Raw genomic sequence first — 14,444 nt, 5'->3', positions numbered from 1 at the left:
CACCTCGACAGGGCAGCCGCACCAGCTCAACCAAACCGCCCCACCAACAACAAAACCCCCTCCGTGGAGGGGGTTGTGCCGTGACTCTCTGTAGCTGAGGCGGGGCTCGATCCCGCGACCTCACGATTATGAGTCGTGCGCTCTAACCAGCTGAGCTACTCAGCCAAACTGGCCCGCACGAGTGCGAGCCAGAGAGTCAGAGCCCCGACCGGGATTTGAACCCGGGACCCCTTCCTTACCATGGAAGTGCTCTACCACTGAGCTATCGGGGCGTAGCCACCTCGCGGCGACAACCGTTTGAGAATAGCAGATTCCACATCGCGATGCGAAATCTGCTTGGCTAGTGGGGAGCGTCGCGCGAGTCGGCGTGGGCAGCGAGGAAAGGAAGCGCGCGTGAACAGCCGCGGAGTTGGAGTCATCGGGGTCGTATTGGCACTGTGGATGGCGCTGGGACGGTGGCCGTTCGGGATCGGCGGGTCGCTCTCCTGGTGGTACGTGCCGACCATCGGCCTGTTCTTTGCCGCACTCCAGCTGTGGCTGGCGCAGCGGATCGCCGTGACCCGCGCGCGCGGCAAGCGCACCGGCCGAAGCACGACGGTGAGCCTGGTGCTCGCCTGGGTGAGCGCGATCGGGTTCGGCCTCACCGTGCCGGATCTCTCCGGCGGCGAGCTCGTGTCGATCCTGAGCCTCGCCTCGGGTTCGTCGTTCTCTGCCGAGATGTCGATCGCGCTCTGCAACCCGCTGGGGATCATCGCGTTTGCGCTCACGATCGTCGCGCTCGCGTTTGCGTACGCCGACGCGCGCGACCCGCGGCCCGAGGAGGACGAGTCCGCCGACGACGGGGAGATGGTGCCGCACCCGCTCGCCTAAGCGGTCACGGGCGCGGCATCGCGGATCAGATTCGGACGAGCATCTTCCCGATGTTTGCGCCGCGCATCATGTCGAGGAACGCGTCCACCGCGTGGTCGATGCCGTCGACGATCGTCTCGTCGTACGCGAGGCTGCCGGCCGCGAACCACTCGCCCGCGCGCTCGCGGAACTCGGGCGCGTGCTGCAGGTGGTTGCCGATCGTGAACCCTTCGAGGCGCAGGCCGCGCGTGATGAGGTTGCCCATGTTGTCTGGCCCGGCGGTGCGGGAGCCCGCGTTGTAGCTCACGATCGCCCCGCACAGCGCGGCGCGGCCGCCGTCGTTGAACGCGTCGAGCGCCGCCTCCAGGTGGTCGCCGCCGACGTTGTCATAGAAGACGTCGATGCCTCCGGGCGCCGCTGCGGCGAGTTGCTCGCGCACAGGGGCGTCGCGGTAGTTAAAGGCGGCGTCGTACCCGTACTTGCTCGTCAGCAGCGCGACCTTTTCGTCGGTTCCGGCCGAGCCGATCACCCGGCCAGCACCGAGCAGGCGCGCGAACTGGCCGGCGGCCGTGCCCACGGCTCCCGCTGCACCGGAGATGAACACGGTGTCACCCTCGCGCATCCCGGCGATCGCGGTGAGCCCCACGTAGGCGGTGAGCCCCGTCATGCCGAGCAGCCCGAGTCGCAACGAATGCGGCACGCCGGGCGCGTCCAACTCCGGCCGGAACTGCGCGGCGGGCCCCTGGGCGACATCGCGCCAGCCGAGCTGGTGCAGCACGACCGTCCCCTCGGGAAGCTCGGGCGCTGCCGAGGCGACGACGCGGCCAATAGCGCCGCCCGCCATGGTCTCGCCCAGCGCGTACGGCGCCACGTAGCTGCGTGCATCTCGCATTCGCCCGCGCATGTACGGGTCGACGGAGATGAACTCGTTTGCAACGCGAACCTCGCCCGGCGCGAGCGGCGGCAGCTCAGTGACGACCGTGCGGAAGTCGTCGTGCGTCGGCCAGCCAGAGGGGCGGTTGACGAGCTGGATCTGGGTACTGCGTTCGTGTGACACGGTGGTCCTTTCGGGTTGCGGGTATAGGGGCGGGTGAGGTGCTGGGTGCTCGTGCTAGAGCGCGAGCCCGATCGCGAGGGCGACGATCGCCGCGAGCGGGGGCACGAGCTGCTTGAGGGCCGCACTCGCCTTACTGCGGTCAGAGAGCAGGAGCACGAGCCCCGCGGCCACCATCGATCCGGTGCCCACGAAGACGAGCGTGGCACCGACCGCGGTGGCGCCGATCGCGAAGGCGACGATGCCGGCGACGATCTCGATCGCGAGGAACAGGTTGTAGAAGCCCTGGTTGAAGGCGAGCGGTCGCGTGGTCTCCGCAAACTCCGCGCTTTCAAGCCCGAATGTTTTGCGCGCCGCCGGCCCCGTCCAGAGCAGCGATTCGAGCACAAAGATATAGACATGGATGAGCGCGGCAACCGCCGCGAGCACGAGTCCGACGATGATCATGCGGGATCCCCCTTCGCCGCCGAGGCACCCCGACGTTTGTGTACCGATTGATTCAATATATACTAGATCGAACGATACACAACAGGAGGAATTGTGGGCCGGGTACGCAGCTTTGACACCGACGACGCCGTACGGCGCGCGCGATCGGTGTTCTGGTCGGTGGGCTACGCACAGGCCTCGCTGCCCGAGCTGGAGGCCGCAACCGGACTCCAGCGCTCGAGCATCTACCACGCATTCGGCAGCAAACGCGGCCTCTTCGACGCCGCAGTGGCGAGCTATCTAGCGGAGGTGGTGCGGCCGCGGCTCGCGCCACTCAGCGGAGCAGACGTGGCGCCACACGCGCTCACCGATTACCTCACCGGCCTCGTACGCGCCCTGCGCGCCCCCGGCTCCCCGGCCGCCGACGGGTGCCTGCTCGTGGCCGCGGCCGGCGCACCGATCGGCCAGGAGCCGGAGGTACGCGAGGCGATCCGCGCCTACCGCTCCGAGCTGCTTGCCGCGTTCACAGCGGGTGCCGCCGCGAGGTTCCCGCGCCTGGCGGCCGCGGAGCGCGATCGGCTCGCCGAGACCTGCGCGGGGCTCGTGATCGCCGCGTTTGCCCTCGCCCGCATCGACCCGGTGGCGGCAGCAGCCACGCTCGAGCCGGCGCTGGGGGCGATCGCGGCGCTCGACCGCGCGGAGGCTGGCGACCGCGCTCCAGAGACCGCGGCCGCCTAGCGCCTCTGCGCTCTCGCGCCCGAGCGCCCGAGCGCCCAAGTCCCTGCGGGCTCAGGCGCCCGTGCGCCCGAGTCCACAAGCATCTGGGCGCCTGAGCGCCTGAGCGCCTTGCCCCTCGCGCCCCGAGGCTCCGCGCTACTCCGGAAGCATCGCGACGAGGCGGCCGTTCACCTCGCCGCGCTGCAGCCGCCCGAGCCCGTCTTCGATATCCTCGAAGCCGATCTCCTCGGCCTGCACTGTCAGCTTCCCGGCGGCGACCAGGTCAATCACGGCCTGCAGGTGCGCGGGCTCGCCCGCGACAGTCGCCCCGCGCAGTTCGATCGCCCGCGAAACGAGATCGATCGAATTGATGGTCCATTCGGATCGCCCGAGCCCAACGAGCACCACGCGCCCGCGGGGCTTAACGGCTCGGATCGCCCCGGAGGTGGTGGTGCCAAACCCTGCGAAGTCGATGACCACGTCGAGGTCCATGCCCTCGAGCGCGGACACGTCGGCGAACACCTCTGCGAGCCCGTGACCCCGCGCGGTCTCCCAGAGCGCCTCGCGCGGCTCCACACCATACACGGTCGCGCCCTGCACCACCGCGATCTGCGCGCCCGTCATCCCGAGCCCGCCGAGTCCGACGATGCCAACGCGATCGCCCGCCGTGACCTCGCCGAACACCACGACACCCGTGTACGACGTCAGCCCAGCGTCCGTCGCCGCGGCGGCCTGCGCCCAGTCCATCCCCTCCGGCAGCCGAATGAGATTGGACGCGTTTACCAGGGTGTACTCGGCATAGGCACCGTCGCGCGACACGCCGGGTGCGTCGTCCGGCGCGATCGCGCTCGCCACTGCGTCACCCACGCTCCACCCCGTCACACCTTCGCCGATCTCGGCGATGGTGCCTGACGCCTCGTGCCCAAGGATCACCGGGAACGGGATCGCGACGGGGATCACGCCCTCCATGTAGCCAACATCGCTGTGGCAGAGCCCGGATGCCCGTACCTTGATGAGCACCTGCCCCGGCCCCGGCGACGGGCGCTCCACATCAACGAGTCGCAGCGGAGCGTGTACTTCGTCGAGTACCCAGGCCTTCATGGTGAACCTCTTTCGGATCCTGCCCGCGCTGGCGGCGACCCATCGCAGCGTTGCGAGCGAGAGAATAGTGGGGGTCGCACCGTCAATGCTACGCCCAAAATAGACAGTGTCTATCGGAGTGAGGAGAGTTATGAGCGTGGAGCCAGGGATGACGCCGCAGGCGAACCGGCGCGCGGCGCTGCGGGCCGCCGAGGGCGACCAGTCCGGGAGCACGCGGGCGCGCCTCATCGCGGCGTTCAGGGAGGCCGCGGCGATGCAGCTCGACCGCCCCAGCGCAACCTGGATCTGCGACCGCGCGGGCGTGGGGCGGAGCACTTATTACACCCACTTCGCGACGGTGGACGAGCTCGCCGCCGAGACCATCACGGAGTCCTGGGAGGCGGTGTCGCACGAGGACGTCGCCCGCCGCACCGGCCCACATTCCGGCCGCGACGTGATCACGCGCGAGGGGCTCGGCCGGGTAGTCTCGGAGCTCACGCGCTCGCGGGAGCTCATCGAGTACGCCACGCGGATTGGCTCGCGCGCGCTCGTGCTTGAGCACCTCGTGCAGCGCTTTGAGCGCTTCACGAGCCGCACCGTCGCCGCCGAGTTCACCGGGGCCTCCCCCGGTGCCCGCGCGCTCATCACGAGCTACATCAGCGCCGGCACCGTGCACGCCCTCTTCAGATGGCTGGAAGAGCCGAGTTCGGAAACCGCCGAAACTGTCATCCAGGCAATCTTCGAGCTGCTCCCGGCGACGCTCACCGCCGACCGACCCGACCGCGCGGCCGGCCCGACCGCGCGGCCGAGTAAGCGCGCGGGACTCCCCTGAGCAGCGCTCTGCACCGGTCGACCCGCGGGGCCCGGGCGACCGGGGGCGGCCGCACGCGTCGCCCAGGAACGCATCAGGGCCCCTCGCGATGCTCGCGAGGGGCCCTGAACGTGGCGGAGGGTAGGGGATTTGAACCCCTGACTGGGGGTTACCCAGTGCTTGTTTTCAAGACAAGTTCCTTCGGCCGCTCGGACAACCCTCCGTCGTCAAGCCTAGCAAACCCAGACGGGCCCGCGCGTTCGCCGCAGCTCAGACCAGCTCTGGGAAGCGCTCGCGCAGTGCGACGAGCAGCCCGTTTTCCTCGATGGGGAGGGTCACGCGGGACGCGACGGCCTGCACGTCGGGTGCGGCCTGCCCCATCGCCACCGCGTCACCGCGGTGCGCCGCCCACGTGAGCATCTCGATGTCGTTGCGGCCGTCGCCGGCGGCGAACACCCGCGAGCGGTCGATGCCCACGCGCTCACGCACGCGCTCAAGTGCGCTCGCCTTCGTCACGCCGTCTGGCGCGATATCGAGCCACGACGTGCTGCCCACCGCGTACGAGACGTGCGTGAGGCCGAGCGACTCGACGGCGTCGAGGAACTCCTCAAGGCGGTGGTCCGGAGACACGACGACCACGCGCGACGCCTGCACCCCGAGCAGCTCCTCGAACGGCACCCGGCGCTGGGCGGCCGGCAGCGTGCCGGCCGGGATCGGCTCGGTGTAGAGGAACCCGCCGTCGGCGAGCTCGACCGCGAACCGGGCGGTGACGAGCTGCGTGCGAATCTTGCGCAGCGCATCGCTCGGGTCGAACGACTCGATCATTTCGCGGCGGTACGCGCGCGTCGCGAGCGGATCGCGCTTCAGCGTGACCGCACCGTTGGCGGCGATCACCCACTCTGGACGGATCCGCAGCCGCTCCACGATCGGCAGCGTGGCATCGACGGAGCGCCCGGTCGAGACGACCACCTCGTGGCCGGCCTCGTGCAGTGCGCGGATCGCGTCGGCCAGATCCGAGTCGATCCGGCCCCCGCTCGGGTCGTCCCCCGCGCCCTCCCCGAAGCCGTGACTCAGCACGGTTCCGTCAAGGTCAAGCGCAATGAGGTGCCGATCCGCCGCGGTCACGGGCGGAAGCGAGGGCGTCGTCATGGGTGTCAGGCTCCGGAGATCGGGGTGAGGACTTCAAGGCCGCCCAGGAACGGGCGCAGTGCCTCGGGCACCGTCACGCTGCCGTCGGCGTTCTGGTGCGTCTCGAGAATCGCGACGAGCCAGCGAGTGGTGGCGAGCGTGCCGTTCAGCGTGGCAACGGGCGCGGTCTTGCCGCTCTCGGTGCGGAACCGCGTGGCGAGTCGGCGCGACTGGTAGGTGGTGCAGTTGCTGGTGGACGTGAGCTCGCGGTACGCGTCCTGGGTGGGCACCCAGGCCTCGATGTCGAACTTGCGCGCGGCACTGGAACCGAGATCGCCGGCGGCAACGTCGATGACCCGGTAGTGCAGGCCGAGCGACTGCAACATGTCTTCCTGCCAGGCCACGAGGCGCTCGTGCTCGGCCTCCGCCTCGGCGGGGTCCGTGTACACGAACATCTCAAGCTTGTTGAACTGGTGCACGCGCAGAATCCCGCGGGTGTCCTTGCCGTGCGACCCGGCTTCGCGCCGGTAGCAGGTGGACCAGCCAGCGTAGCGGAGCGGGCCGGCGGCAAGGTCGACGATCTCGTCTGAGTGGTAGCCCGCGAGCGCGACCTCGCTCGTGCCGGTGAGGAACAGGTCGTCCTCGGGCAGGTGGTACACCTCTGCGGAGTGTTCCCCGAGGAAGCCGGTGCCGCGCATGATCTCCGGCTTCACGAGCGTCGGGGTGATCAGCGGCGTAAATCCGTGCGTCAACGCACGGTCGAGGGCGAGGTTCATGAGTGCGAGTTCGAGGCGAGCGCCCACCCCGCGCAGGAAGTAGAAGCGGGCGCCAGAGACCTTTGCGCCGCGCTCCATGTCGATCGCGCCGAGCAGCTCGCCCAGCTCAAGGTGGTCGCGCGCCGGGAAATCAAACTCGGGCTTGTCGCCAACCTCGCGGAGGGTGACGAAGTTCTCTTCGCCGCCGGCGGGAACACCGTCGATGACGATGTTTTCGATCCGCATCGAGATCGCAGCGAACGCGGCCTCCGCCTCCTTCGCGCGAGCGTCGGCCGCCTTCACGGACGCGGCGAGCTCCTGGGCGCGAGCGATCAGCGCGGGCTTGTCCTCCTTCGAGGCGGCCTTCACCTGCTTGCCGAACTCGTTCTGTTCGGCGCGCAGCGTCTCGAACTCGCCGAGTGCCGCGCGGCGCGACGAATCGGCGGCGAGCGCCTCGTCGACCACCCCCTCGTCATTTCCACGCGCGCGCTGCGAGCGCTTGACGGCTTCGGGGTCGGTGCGGAGGATGACTGGATCGATCACCCCTTCAGCTTAGTCGGGTGGGCCTGAGCACGGGCAGGGTCGCGCGGCCGCACTCCGAGGATCTGCCACCGCGCGCACTACTCTGGATCCATGCTCGTCACCCCAGCCCGCTCCCAGCCGAGCGCGGCCGTCGTCTTCCACCCGTTCAAGACCGACGTCACCGCGCTGCGAGCTGCGGTCAGCGAGCACGAACGACAGACTGGCTGGGCGCCCACGCGGTGGTACGAGACCACCGCGGACGACGCGGGGATCGCGGTGGCGCGCGAGGCGGTGGCGAAGGGCGCGAGCGTGGTGCTCGCCAGCGGCGGCGACGGGACCATCCGGGCGGTCTCCGAGGCGCTGCGCGGCACCGGTGTGCCGCTCGTGATCATTCCCCAGGGCACGGGCAACCTGCTCGCACGCAACCTCGGCGTGCCACTGAACCGGATCGAGGACGCGGTGCGCGCCGCGTTCTACGGTCGCAATCGCGCCATTGACGTGGGGATTCTCACGATCACGCGGGCCGACGACTCGGAGAGCGAGCACCTCTTTCTCGTGCTCGCGGGGATGGGCCTCGACGCGCGCACGATCTCGGCCACGCGCGCGACGCTCAAGCGCCGGCTCGGCTGGCTCGCCTACGTCGACGCGGGGGTGCGCACGATGCTGCGCGACGGACCGCTGCAGATTCACTACTCAATCGACAACTCGCCAGTGAAGCCGCTGTCCGTCTACACGGTGATGATCGGGAACTGCGGGCTCATGCCCGGCGGCGTGCTGCTCATCCCCGAGGCGAAGCTCGACGACGGCAAGCTCGACGTCGTGGCGCTCCGCCCGCTCGGCGCGTTCTCCTGGCTGCGCATCTGGAACAAGATCGGCTGGGAGAACGGCGTGCTTCGCAAGACGAAGACGGGCCGAAAGATCATCGACCTCGTCAACGACACCCGCAGCGTCAACTACCTCCAGGCGACGCGCTACGCGCTCTCGGTGCCGGAGCCGGAGCCGGTGCAGCTCGACGGGGACGACTTCGGGCTCGCGCTCGCCGTGAGCGGCGTGGTCGACCCGGGCGCCCTGCTCGTGCGCGTGCTGCCGGAGTGGAACGCGCAGTCCTGACGGAGCCGCCGCCGAGTTCGCGACGTGGCGCCACCGGAATTATCACTCAGGCGCTACGCGCCTTCGCCTGAGATAACTGGCGCAGTGGCGCCACCGGAATTATCGCTCAGGCGCTACGCGCCTTCGCCTGAGATAACTGGCGCAGTGGCGCCACCGGAATTATCGCTCAGGCGCTACGCGCCTTCGCCTGAGATAATTCCGCGCAACCAATCGCGGGCGTCGCGGAACGCGTCGTCGTCGTGCGCGGCGCGCGTCGTCGCCGCGACACGATCAGCGCGCGGGTACGAGCCCAGGAACACCACGTTCGGGCTGAAGCGCTTCACCCCGAGCAGCGCGTCGGCCACCCGCGCGTCCTTGACGTGCCCCTCGGCGTCGATCACAAAACGGTAGCGCCCCATGCGATCGCCGATCGGCCGGGAGGCGAGCAGCGTGAGGTTAACGCCGCGCGTCGCGAACTGCTCAAGCAGGTCGAGCAGCGCACCCGAGCGATCCTCCGGCAGCTCCACGATCAGCGAGGTCTTGTCCGCGCCGGAGGGCTCGCCCACCGGAACGGTTCGGCTCACGAGCACGAACCGGGTCACCGCGTCGGGGTTCTCCGCGAGGCCCTCCGCGAGCACCTCGACGTCGTAGTGGTCGTCAATGCCGGGCGGCGCGATCGCCGCGTCGATCCCTTTCTCCGAATCGAACAGATCCGCCGCCGCCTGCACGTTTGACGTGGCGATCAGGTGCCGGTGTTGCCCCGTGTGCGCGTCGAGCCAGGCCCGGCACTGCCCGTAGGCGACCGGGTGACCCGACACCACCGACACGTCTTCGAGCCGGGTCCCCGGGCGAGCCACGAGCACGAAGCTGACGGGCACCAGATACTCGCCCACGATCCGCAGCCCGGGGATCGTGGCGAGCGCGTCCTGCGCCACTGTCACGCCGCCGTCGATCGAGTTCTCGATCGCGATCATCGCCGCGTCACTGCGCCCGGACGCCACGTCGTTGAGCGCGGCCCCCAGGTTGTCAACCGCGTGCCACTCCTGCCCCACCGCTTCCGGCACCTGCTTCAGAGCCGCCTCGGTAAACGTCCCGGCCGGCCCGAGATAGGAGTATCGGCGGACGGGAGCTGGACTGAGCGACATGCTCACCAGAGTATCGCTTCGGGGCCTCGCGCAGACTAGCCGAGCACCCGCGCCACCAGGGCCTGCGCCGCAGCCTGCACGCGCGCGAGGTGGTCGGCGCCGCGGAACGACTCCGCATAGATCTTCATGACGTCCTCGGTGCCAGACGGCCGCGCCGCGAACCACGCGTGCTCGGTCTGCACCTTCAGCCCACCGATCGCCGCGCCGTTGCCGGGAGCGCGGGTCAGGATCGCGGTGATCTCATCCCCCGCCAGCTCGGTGTCGGTCACGTCGCTGGGCGCGAGCGCACCGAGCCGCGCCTTCTGCGCCGGCGATGCGGGCGCGTCGATGCGCGCGTAGCTCGGCTCGCCGAAACGCGCCACGAGCTCGCGATACCGCTCGGACGGCGACTGACCGGTGACCGCCTGAATCTCGGCGGCGAGCAGCGCGAGCAGGATCCCGTCCTTGTCGGTGCTCCACGCACTCCCGTCGAGCCGCTGGAAGGAGGCCCCGGCGCTCTCCTCACCCCCAAACACCACGCTGCCGTCCGAGAGCCCCGGGACAAACCACTTGAATCCCACGGGCACCTCGAGCAGGCTCCGACCGTGGGCCGCGACCACCCGATCGATGATGCCCGATGAGACCAGCGTCTTCCCGATGCCGGCGGCGACCGGCCACTCCGGCCGGTGCGTCAGCAGGTAGTCGATCGCCACGGCGAGGTAGTGGTTCGGGTTCATCAGGCCGTCTGCCGTGACGATGCCGTGCCGATCCGCGTCCGCGTCGTTGCCGGTGATGAGCGCGAACTCGCCGCGGAACGCGTCGACCGTGCTCATCACGTTGGCGGAGGACGGATCCATGCGAATCTTCCCGTCCCAGTCGAGGTGCATGAACCCCCAGCGCGGGTCGACGCCGTCGCCCAGCACCGTCACGTCGATGCCGAGCCGGTCCCGGATCGCGGCCCAGTAGGCGACGCTCGCCCCGCCGAGCGGGTGCGCGGCGAACCGCACGCCAGCATCGCGGATTGCCGCGACGTCGATCACTGCGGCGAGCGCGTCGACGTAGCCGCCGAGGAAGTCGAAGCGCGAAACGGCGACCACGGCGCTCTCCGAGGCGCGCGGGATCGCGGCCACGCCGGTTTCCAGGAGCTCGTTGGCGCGGGCGGCGATCCAGTTCGTGGCATCCGTGTCTGCGGGGCCACCGTGCGGGGGGTTGTACTTGAAGCCGCCATCGGCCGGCGGGTTGTGGCTGGGGGTGACGACGATGCCGTCGGCGCGCTGTGGATCGTCGGCGGCGCGGCCGCGGTTGTGCGCGAGGATGGCGTGGCTGAGCGCGGGGGTGGGCACGAACGCCGCGTCCCCCTCCCCTGCCGCAGCCAGCACGCGGACGCCGGCCGCGAGCAGGACCTCGATCGCGGTGCGCTCGGCCGGTGCGGAGAGCGCGTGGGTGTCGGCGCCGATGAAGAGCGGTCCGGCGATGCCCTGCGCCGCGCGGTACTCGGCGATGGCCGCGCTGATCGCGGCGATGTGGGCGGCATTGAACGAGCCGGTGAGGGCCGACCCGCGGTGCCCCGACGTGCCAAACACGACGCGCTGCGTGGGCTGTGCCGGATCCGGCACCACCTCCGCGTACGCCACGATCAGGGCTTCGAGGTCGATGAGGTCCGCGGGGCGTGCGGGCTGGCCGGCTCGTTCGTGCATGGGTACATCCTGCCACGGAGCCGCGGGGCAGCCCCTGACCGCGCCGTTCCGGGGATGGGCGCGCCGAGCCGGCGCCCCGCAACCGATCCGGCCCGCGATCCGGCCGGCGGCCCAGCACCCGATCCGGTCCGCGATCCCGCACCCGATCCGGCCAGAAAGGGGGCGGATCGCGCCATTTTCGCGGCCACCCGGGCGATCGCCGCGACAGAACCGGGCAGCGCAACCGCCCGTTCACACGCGCGGACTACGCTGAGACCATGACCGAGAGCGCGATCCACCCCCGTCGCAATGAAATCGAGTGCTGGCTCACCGACATGGACGGCGTGCTGGTGCACGAGAATCGGGCGATTCCCGGGGCGGCCGAACTGCTTGAGCGCTGGCGCGAGCAGGAGACCCCCTATCTCGTGCTCACCAACAACTCGATCTTTACGGCGCGCGACCTCAGCGCGCGACTCTCGGCGTCGGGGATCGACGTGCCGGAGGACCGGATCTGGACGAGCGCGCTCGCCACGGCAGCGTTCCTCAAGCAGCAGCAGCCGGGCGGCTCAGCGTTCGTGATCGGCGAGGCCGGGATCCTCACTGCGCTGCACGACGCCGGGTACATCATGACCGAGACGAATCCTGACTTCGTGGTGATCGGCGAGACCCGCAACTACTCGTTCGACGCGATCACCAAGGCGATCCGCCTCATCGCTGGCGGCGCGCGCTTCATCTCCACGAACCCCGACGCGACCGGCCCGAGCCGTGAGGGCCCGCTCCCCGCGACGGGCGCGATCAACGCGCTCATCACGAAGGCGACGGGCATGGAGCCCTACATCGTGGGGAAGCCGAACCCGATGATGTTCCGCTCGGCGCTCAACAAGATCGGCGCGCACTCGCACAACACCGGCATGATCGGCGACCGCATGGACACCGACATCATTGCCGGCATGGAGGCCGGACTGCACACCGTGCTCGTGATGACGGGGATCGCGGATCGCTCCGAAATCGAGCGCTTCCCCTTCCGACCAGACGAGGTGCTCGGCTCGGTCGCGGAGCTGCTGGAGTAGCTCGGCGAGGCACGTGACGTGCGACCCCGGGCCGGGGCCGCACGTCCTCATGCGTGCTCGGCAAGCACTGCCTCGGCGCGCACCTCGCTCCCGTCGGCGAGGCCCCGCTGGATCCCTGCACGTGCGCTCAGCCAGAGCGCGGTGGCCGCGGCGAGCACGAGCGCCTCGCTGATCGTAAGCGCCCAGATGATGCCGGCGAGCCCGAACCAGAGGTTTCCAAGGAACACGATCGGGAGAAATAGCACGCCCTGGACCAGCGAGAGCACGATCGTGGGGGTCACGCGGCCCGCCGCTTGGAATAGAGATTTCAGGAGACCCGTGAAGCCGTTGGCGAGCGTGGCGACCAGCTGGGCTGTGAGCACCGTGACGCCGATGGTGAGCACCGTGGGGTCGCTCGTGAACAGCCCGAGCAGTGGCTCGCGAAACACGAACACCGCCGTGGCGAACAGCGCAACGACTACCGCTACAGAGGCTCCCGACGCACGCAGCGCGGCGGCCAGTCGCTCGCGGTCTCCCTTCCCGTACGCGTAGGCGAGGAGCGGCAGCACCCCGATCGTGATGCCCATCACCAGAAACTCCGGCACCTGGGCGATGCGTACGCCGATCCCCATCGCGGCGAGCGCCTGCTCGCCGTATCCGGCAGCAAGGTTGTTCAGCACGAGCGTGGTCACAATCATGAGGGCCGCCTGCAGCAGCTCGCCAACGCCGATCCCAAACACCGGCCGCAGTACGTCTGGCGCGAGCGTGAACCAGCGCGGAGAGAGCCGCACGTTGGCGCTGTGGCGGCGCAGCCAGGTCACGAAGTACCCCACGAGGACCAGGTTTGCGAGGCCCATCGACAGCGCAGCTCCGCCGACCCCCCACGGGAGCACCAGGATAAACACCACGTCGAAAAGCACGTTCATCACGGTCGCCGCGACGAGACCAATCATCACCTGCCTGGCGGCGCCCTCGGCGCGCACCAGCTGTTCGAGGCAGAACGCCGCCGCGAGCACGGGCACAAAACACAGCATCACGGTGGCGTACTGAGCTGTCGCGGCGGCGGTCGTCGCGTCGGCGCCGAGCAGCGAGACGAGCGGGTCGAGCAGGATCAGCCCGAGCACCGCCACGATCGCGCCGCTGAGCACGGCGCCCCAGAGCGAGAAGGCAGAGACGCGCTTGATTCCGTCGGCGGCGGCGGGATCGTGCTCGGCCGCGCCCAGGAGGCGCGAGATCAGGGCACCCCCACCCACGCCGAAGACCCCACCCACCGCCATGACGAGTGCGAGCATGGGGGTGCCGAGCGTGATGGCGGCGAGCAGCGCGCTGTCGTCCAGGGAGCCCACGAACCCCGCGTTGATCACGTTGTACAGCGCAGACACGATCATCGCCGCCGCCATGGGGATGCAGAGGTGGGCGAGCGAGCGCAGGATCGGCGCGGATGAGAGGTACCAGCGGTTACTTCCGACCGCCGGCGGTGTGCTCAGCGCGGGTGTGGGGGGCGTGCCGTTTGCGGCGGAGGCGTCGATCATGGCGGTTTCCTTTCGGGCAGCACGAATCGAGCTCCGACCCGGGTCGGCTATCGAAGGGTGTGTCGGTGGTGAGCGGTCGGGTGTTAGTTTTTGGGCGCGCCGGATCTGGCGTTGCGCGATGAGGGGCGTCGCGGCGGCGTGCCGCGGGCGAGGCCGCGGCCCGGTTAGTCGCGCGTCGGCTGCGGCAGCTGCGCGGTGATCCGCGCCAGCAGCGCGTGCAGCGCTGCGCGCTCGGCGGGATCAAGCGGTGCGAGGAGTTCGTCCTCGATCCCCACGAGCGCGGTGTCGAAACCAGCGACGAGTTGACTCCCGGCCTCGGTCGCGTACACCAGCTTGCGCCGCTCGTTCTCTGGGTCAGTGCGCCGCTCCACGAGCCCGCGCCGCTCGAGCCCCTGGAGGAGACTCGAGACGCTCGCCGCGCTCGTGCGAGTCACCCGCGCGAGCTCGCGCTGGATCGTTCCGGGGTGTTGTGTGAGGTAGCCGAGCGCGAAGCTCTGCTCGTGACTGAGCTCGCGCTCGCGAATCCAGTCCTCCCCCGCTTTGCGTTGGGCCCAGGCGATCCAGCGGAGCTGGCCGAGGATAGTGGTGGGTTCCGAGGGCGAATCACTCATAGTTAGAAGACTAAGTGTTAG

At 69.7% G+C, this 14,444-nt stretch carries 14 protein-coding genes and 3 tRNA genes; 5 read left to right on the top strand and 12 right to left on the bottom strand.

Annotated elements, in window-relative coordinates; translation table 11 throughout:
- Window positions 1-91: 91 nt before the first annotated feature.
- A tRNA-Met gene (locus EV139_RS12350) sits at window positions 92-165 on the bottom strand.
- A 35-nt stretch (window positions 166-200) separates the two neighbouring features.
- Window positions 201-272 (bottom strand) — tRNA-Thr (locus EV139_RS12345).
- 121 nt (window positions 273-393) lie between these two features.
- On the opposite strand from EV139_RS12345, the gene EV139_RS12340 reads away from it, so the two are divergent.
- Window positions 394-870, top strand: a complete 477-nt coding sequence (locus EV139_RS12340) for a hypothetical protein (protein WP_241989052.1) — start codon at window positions 394-396, stop codon at window positions 868-870.
- A 25-nt stretch (window positions 871-895) separates the two neighbouring features.
- Here EV139_RS12340 and EV139_RS12335 read toward each other — a convergent pair whose 3' ends face one another.
- Window positions 896-1,906 (bottom strand): NADP-dependent oxidoreductase, encoded by a 1,011-nt coding sequence (locus tag EV139_RS12335; RefSeq protein WP_130454644.1) that lies wholly within the window; start codon window positions 1,904-1,906, stop codon window positions 896-898.
- Between the two features lie 54 nt (window positions 1,907-1,960).
- On the bottom strand, window positions 1,961-2,350 hold the full coding sequence (locus tag EV139_RS12330; protein ID WP_130454643.1) for a DUF1304 domain-containing protein: 390 nt from the start codon (window positions 2,348-2,350) through the stop codon (window positions 1,961-1,963).
- Between the two features lie 93 nt (window positions 2,351-2,443).
- On the opposite strand from EV139_RS12330, the gene EV139_RS12325 reads away from it, so the two are divergent.
- Complete coding sequence (locus EV139_RS12325) at window positions 2,444-3,067, top strand: TetR/AcrR family transcriptional regulator (RefSeq protein ID WP_130454642.1); 624 nt, start codon at window positions 2,444-2,446, stop codon at window positions 3,065-3,067.
- A 135-nt stretch (window positions 3,068-3,202) separates the two neighbouring features.
- On the opposite strand, the gene EV139_RS12320 is transcribed toward EV139_RS12325, so the two are convergent.
- Complete coding sequence (locus EV139_RS12320) at window positions 3,203-4,147, bottom strand: alcohol dehydrogenase catalytic domain-containing protein (protein ID WP_130454641.1); 945 nt, start codon at window positions 4,145-4,147, stop codon at window positions 3,203-3,205.
- Between the two features lie 130 nt (window positions 4,148-4,277).
- Here EV139_RS12320 and EV139_RS12315 point away from each other — a divergent pair, with 130 nt between their 5' ends.
- Window positions 4,278-4,958: a TetR/AcrR family transcriptional regulator gene (locus EV139_RS12315; RefSeq protein ID WP_130454640.1), complete on the top strand. Its 681-nt coding sequence runs from the start codon at window positions 4,278-4,280 to the stop codon at window positions 4,956-4,958.
- Window positions 4,959-5,069: 111 nt separating this feature from the next.
- Here the strand turns inward: EV139_RS12315 and EV139_RS12310 are convergent.
- From EV139_RS12310 to serS, 3 genes are all read right to left on the bottom strand, one after another.
- Window positions 5,070-5,160 (bottom strand) — tRNA-Ser (locus EV139_RS12310).
- A 47-nt stretch (window positions 5,161-5,207) separates the two neighbouring features.
- Window positions 5,208-6,086, bottom strand: a complete 879-nt coding sequence (locus tag EV139_RS12305) for an HAD family hydrolase (RefSeq protein ID WP_130454639.1) — start codon at window positions 6,084-6,086, stop codon at window positions 5,208-5,210.
- Window positions 6,087-6,091: 5 nt separating this feature from the next.
- The gene (gene serS / locus EV139_RS12300; protein ID WP_130454638.1) at window positions 6,092-7,363 is read right to left on the bottom strand and encodes a serine--tRNA ligase; all 1,272 of its coding nucleotides are present in this window, start codon (window positions 7,361-7,363) and stop codon (window positions 6,092-6,094) included.
- 90 nt (window positions 7,364-7,453) lie between these two features.
- Between serS and EV139_RS12295 the strand changes: the two genes are divergently transcribed.
- A complete protein-coding gene (locus EV139_RS12295) occupies window positions 7,454-8,452 on the top strand; it encodes a diacylglycerol/lipid kinase family protein (RefSeq protein WP_130454637.1) in 999 nt (332 codons plus the stop codon).
- A gap of 173 nt (window positions 8,453-8,625) precedes the next feature.
- Here the strand turns inward: EV139_RS12295 and pheA are convergent, their stop codons facing one another.
- Together pheA and pgm are read right to left on the bottom strand one after the other, a co-directional pair.
- Window positions 8,626-9,576, bottom strand: coding sequence for a prephenate dehydratase (gene pheA, locus EV139_RS12290; protein ID WP_130454636.1), 951 nt, complete (start codon window positions 9,574-9,576; stop codon window positions 8,626-8,628).
- A gap of 35 nt (window positions 9,577-9,611) precedes the next feature.
- Window positions 9,612-11,252 (bottom strand): phosphoglucomutase (alpha-D-glucose-1,6-bisphosphate-dependent), encoded by a 1,641-nt coding sequence (gene pgm / locus EV139_RS12285; RefSeq protein ID WP_130454635.1) that lies wholly within the window; start codon window positions 11,250-11,252, stop codon window positions 9,612-9,614.
- A gap of 257 nt (window positions 11,253-11,509) precedes the next feature.
- Here pgm and EV139_RS12280 point away from each other — a divergent pair, with 257 nt between their 5' ends.
- Window positions 11,510-12,301, top strand: coding sequence for an HAD-IIA family hydrolase (locus EV139_RS12280; RefSeq protein ID WP_130454634.1), 792 nt, complete (start codon window positions 11,510-11,512; stop codon window positions 12,299-12,301).
- A 47-nt stretch (window positions 12,302-12,348) separates the two neighbouring features.
- Here the strand turns inward: EV139_RS12280 and EV139_RS12275 are convergent, their stop codons facing one another.
- Together EV139_RS12275 and EV139_RS12270 are read right to left on the bottom strand one after the other, a co-directional pair.
- Window positions 12,349-13,812, bottom strand: a complete 1,464-nt coding sequence (locus tag EV139_RS12275; RefSeq protein WP_130454633.1) for an MATE family efflux transporter — start codon at window positions 13,810-13,812, stop codon at window positions 12,349-12,351.
- A 164-nt stretch (window positions 13,813-13,976) separates the two neighbouring features.
- Window positions 13,977-14,423, bottom strand: coding sequence for a MarR family winged helix-turn-helix transcriptional regulator (locus tag EV139_RS12270; protein ID WP_130454632.1), 447 nt, complete (start codon window positions 14,421-14,423; stop codon window positions 13,977-13,979).
- Window positions 14,424-14,444 lie beyond the last annotated feature (21 nt).

It is taken from the genome of Leucobacter luti (assembly GCF_004217175.1).
Classification (GTDB): Bacteria; Actinomycetota; Actinomycetes; order Actinomycetales; family Microbacteriaceae; genus Leucobacter; species Leucobacter luti.
This window is presented reverse-complemented; position numbering and strand designations above follow the sequence as displayed.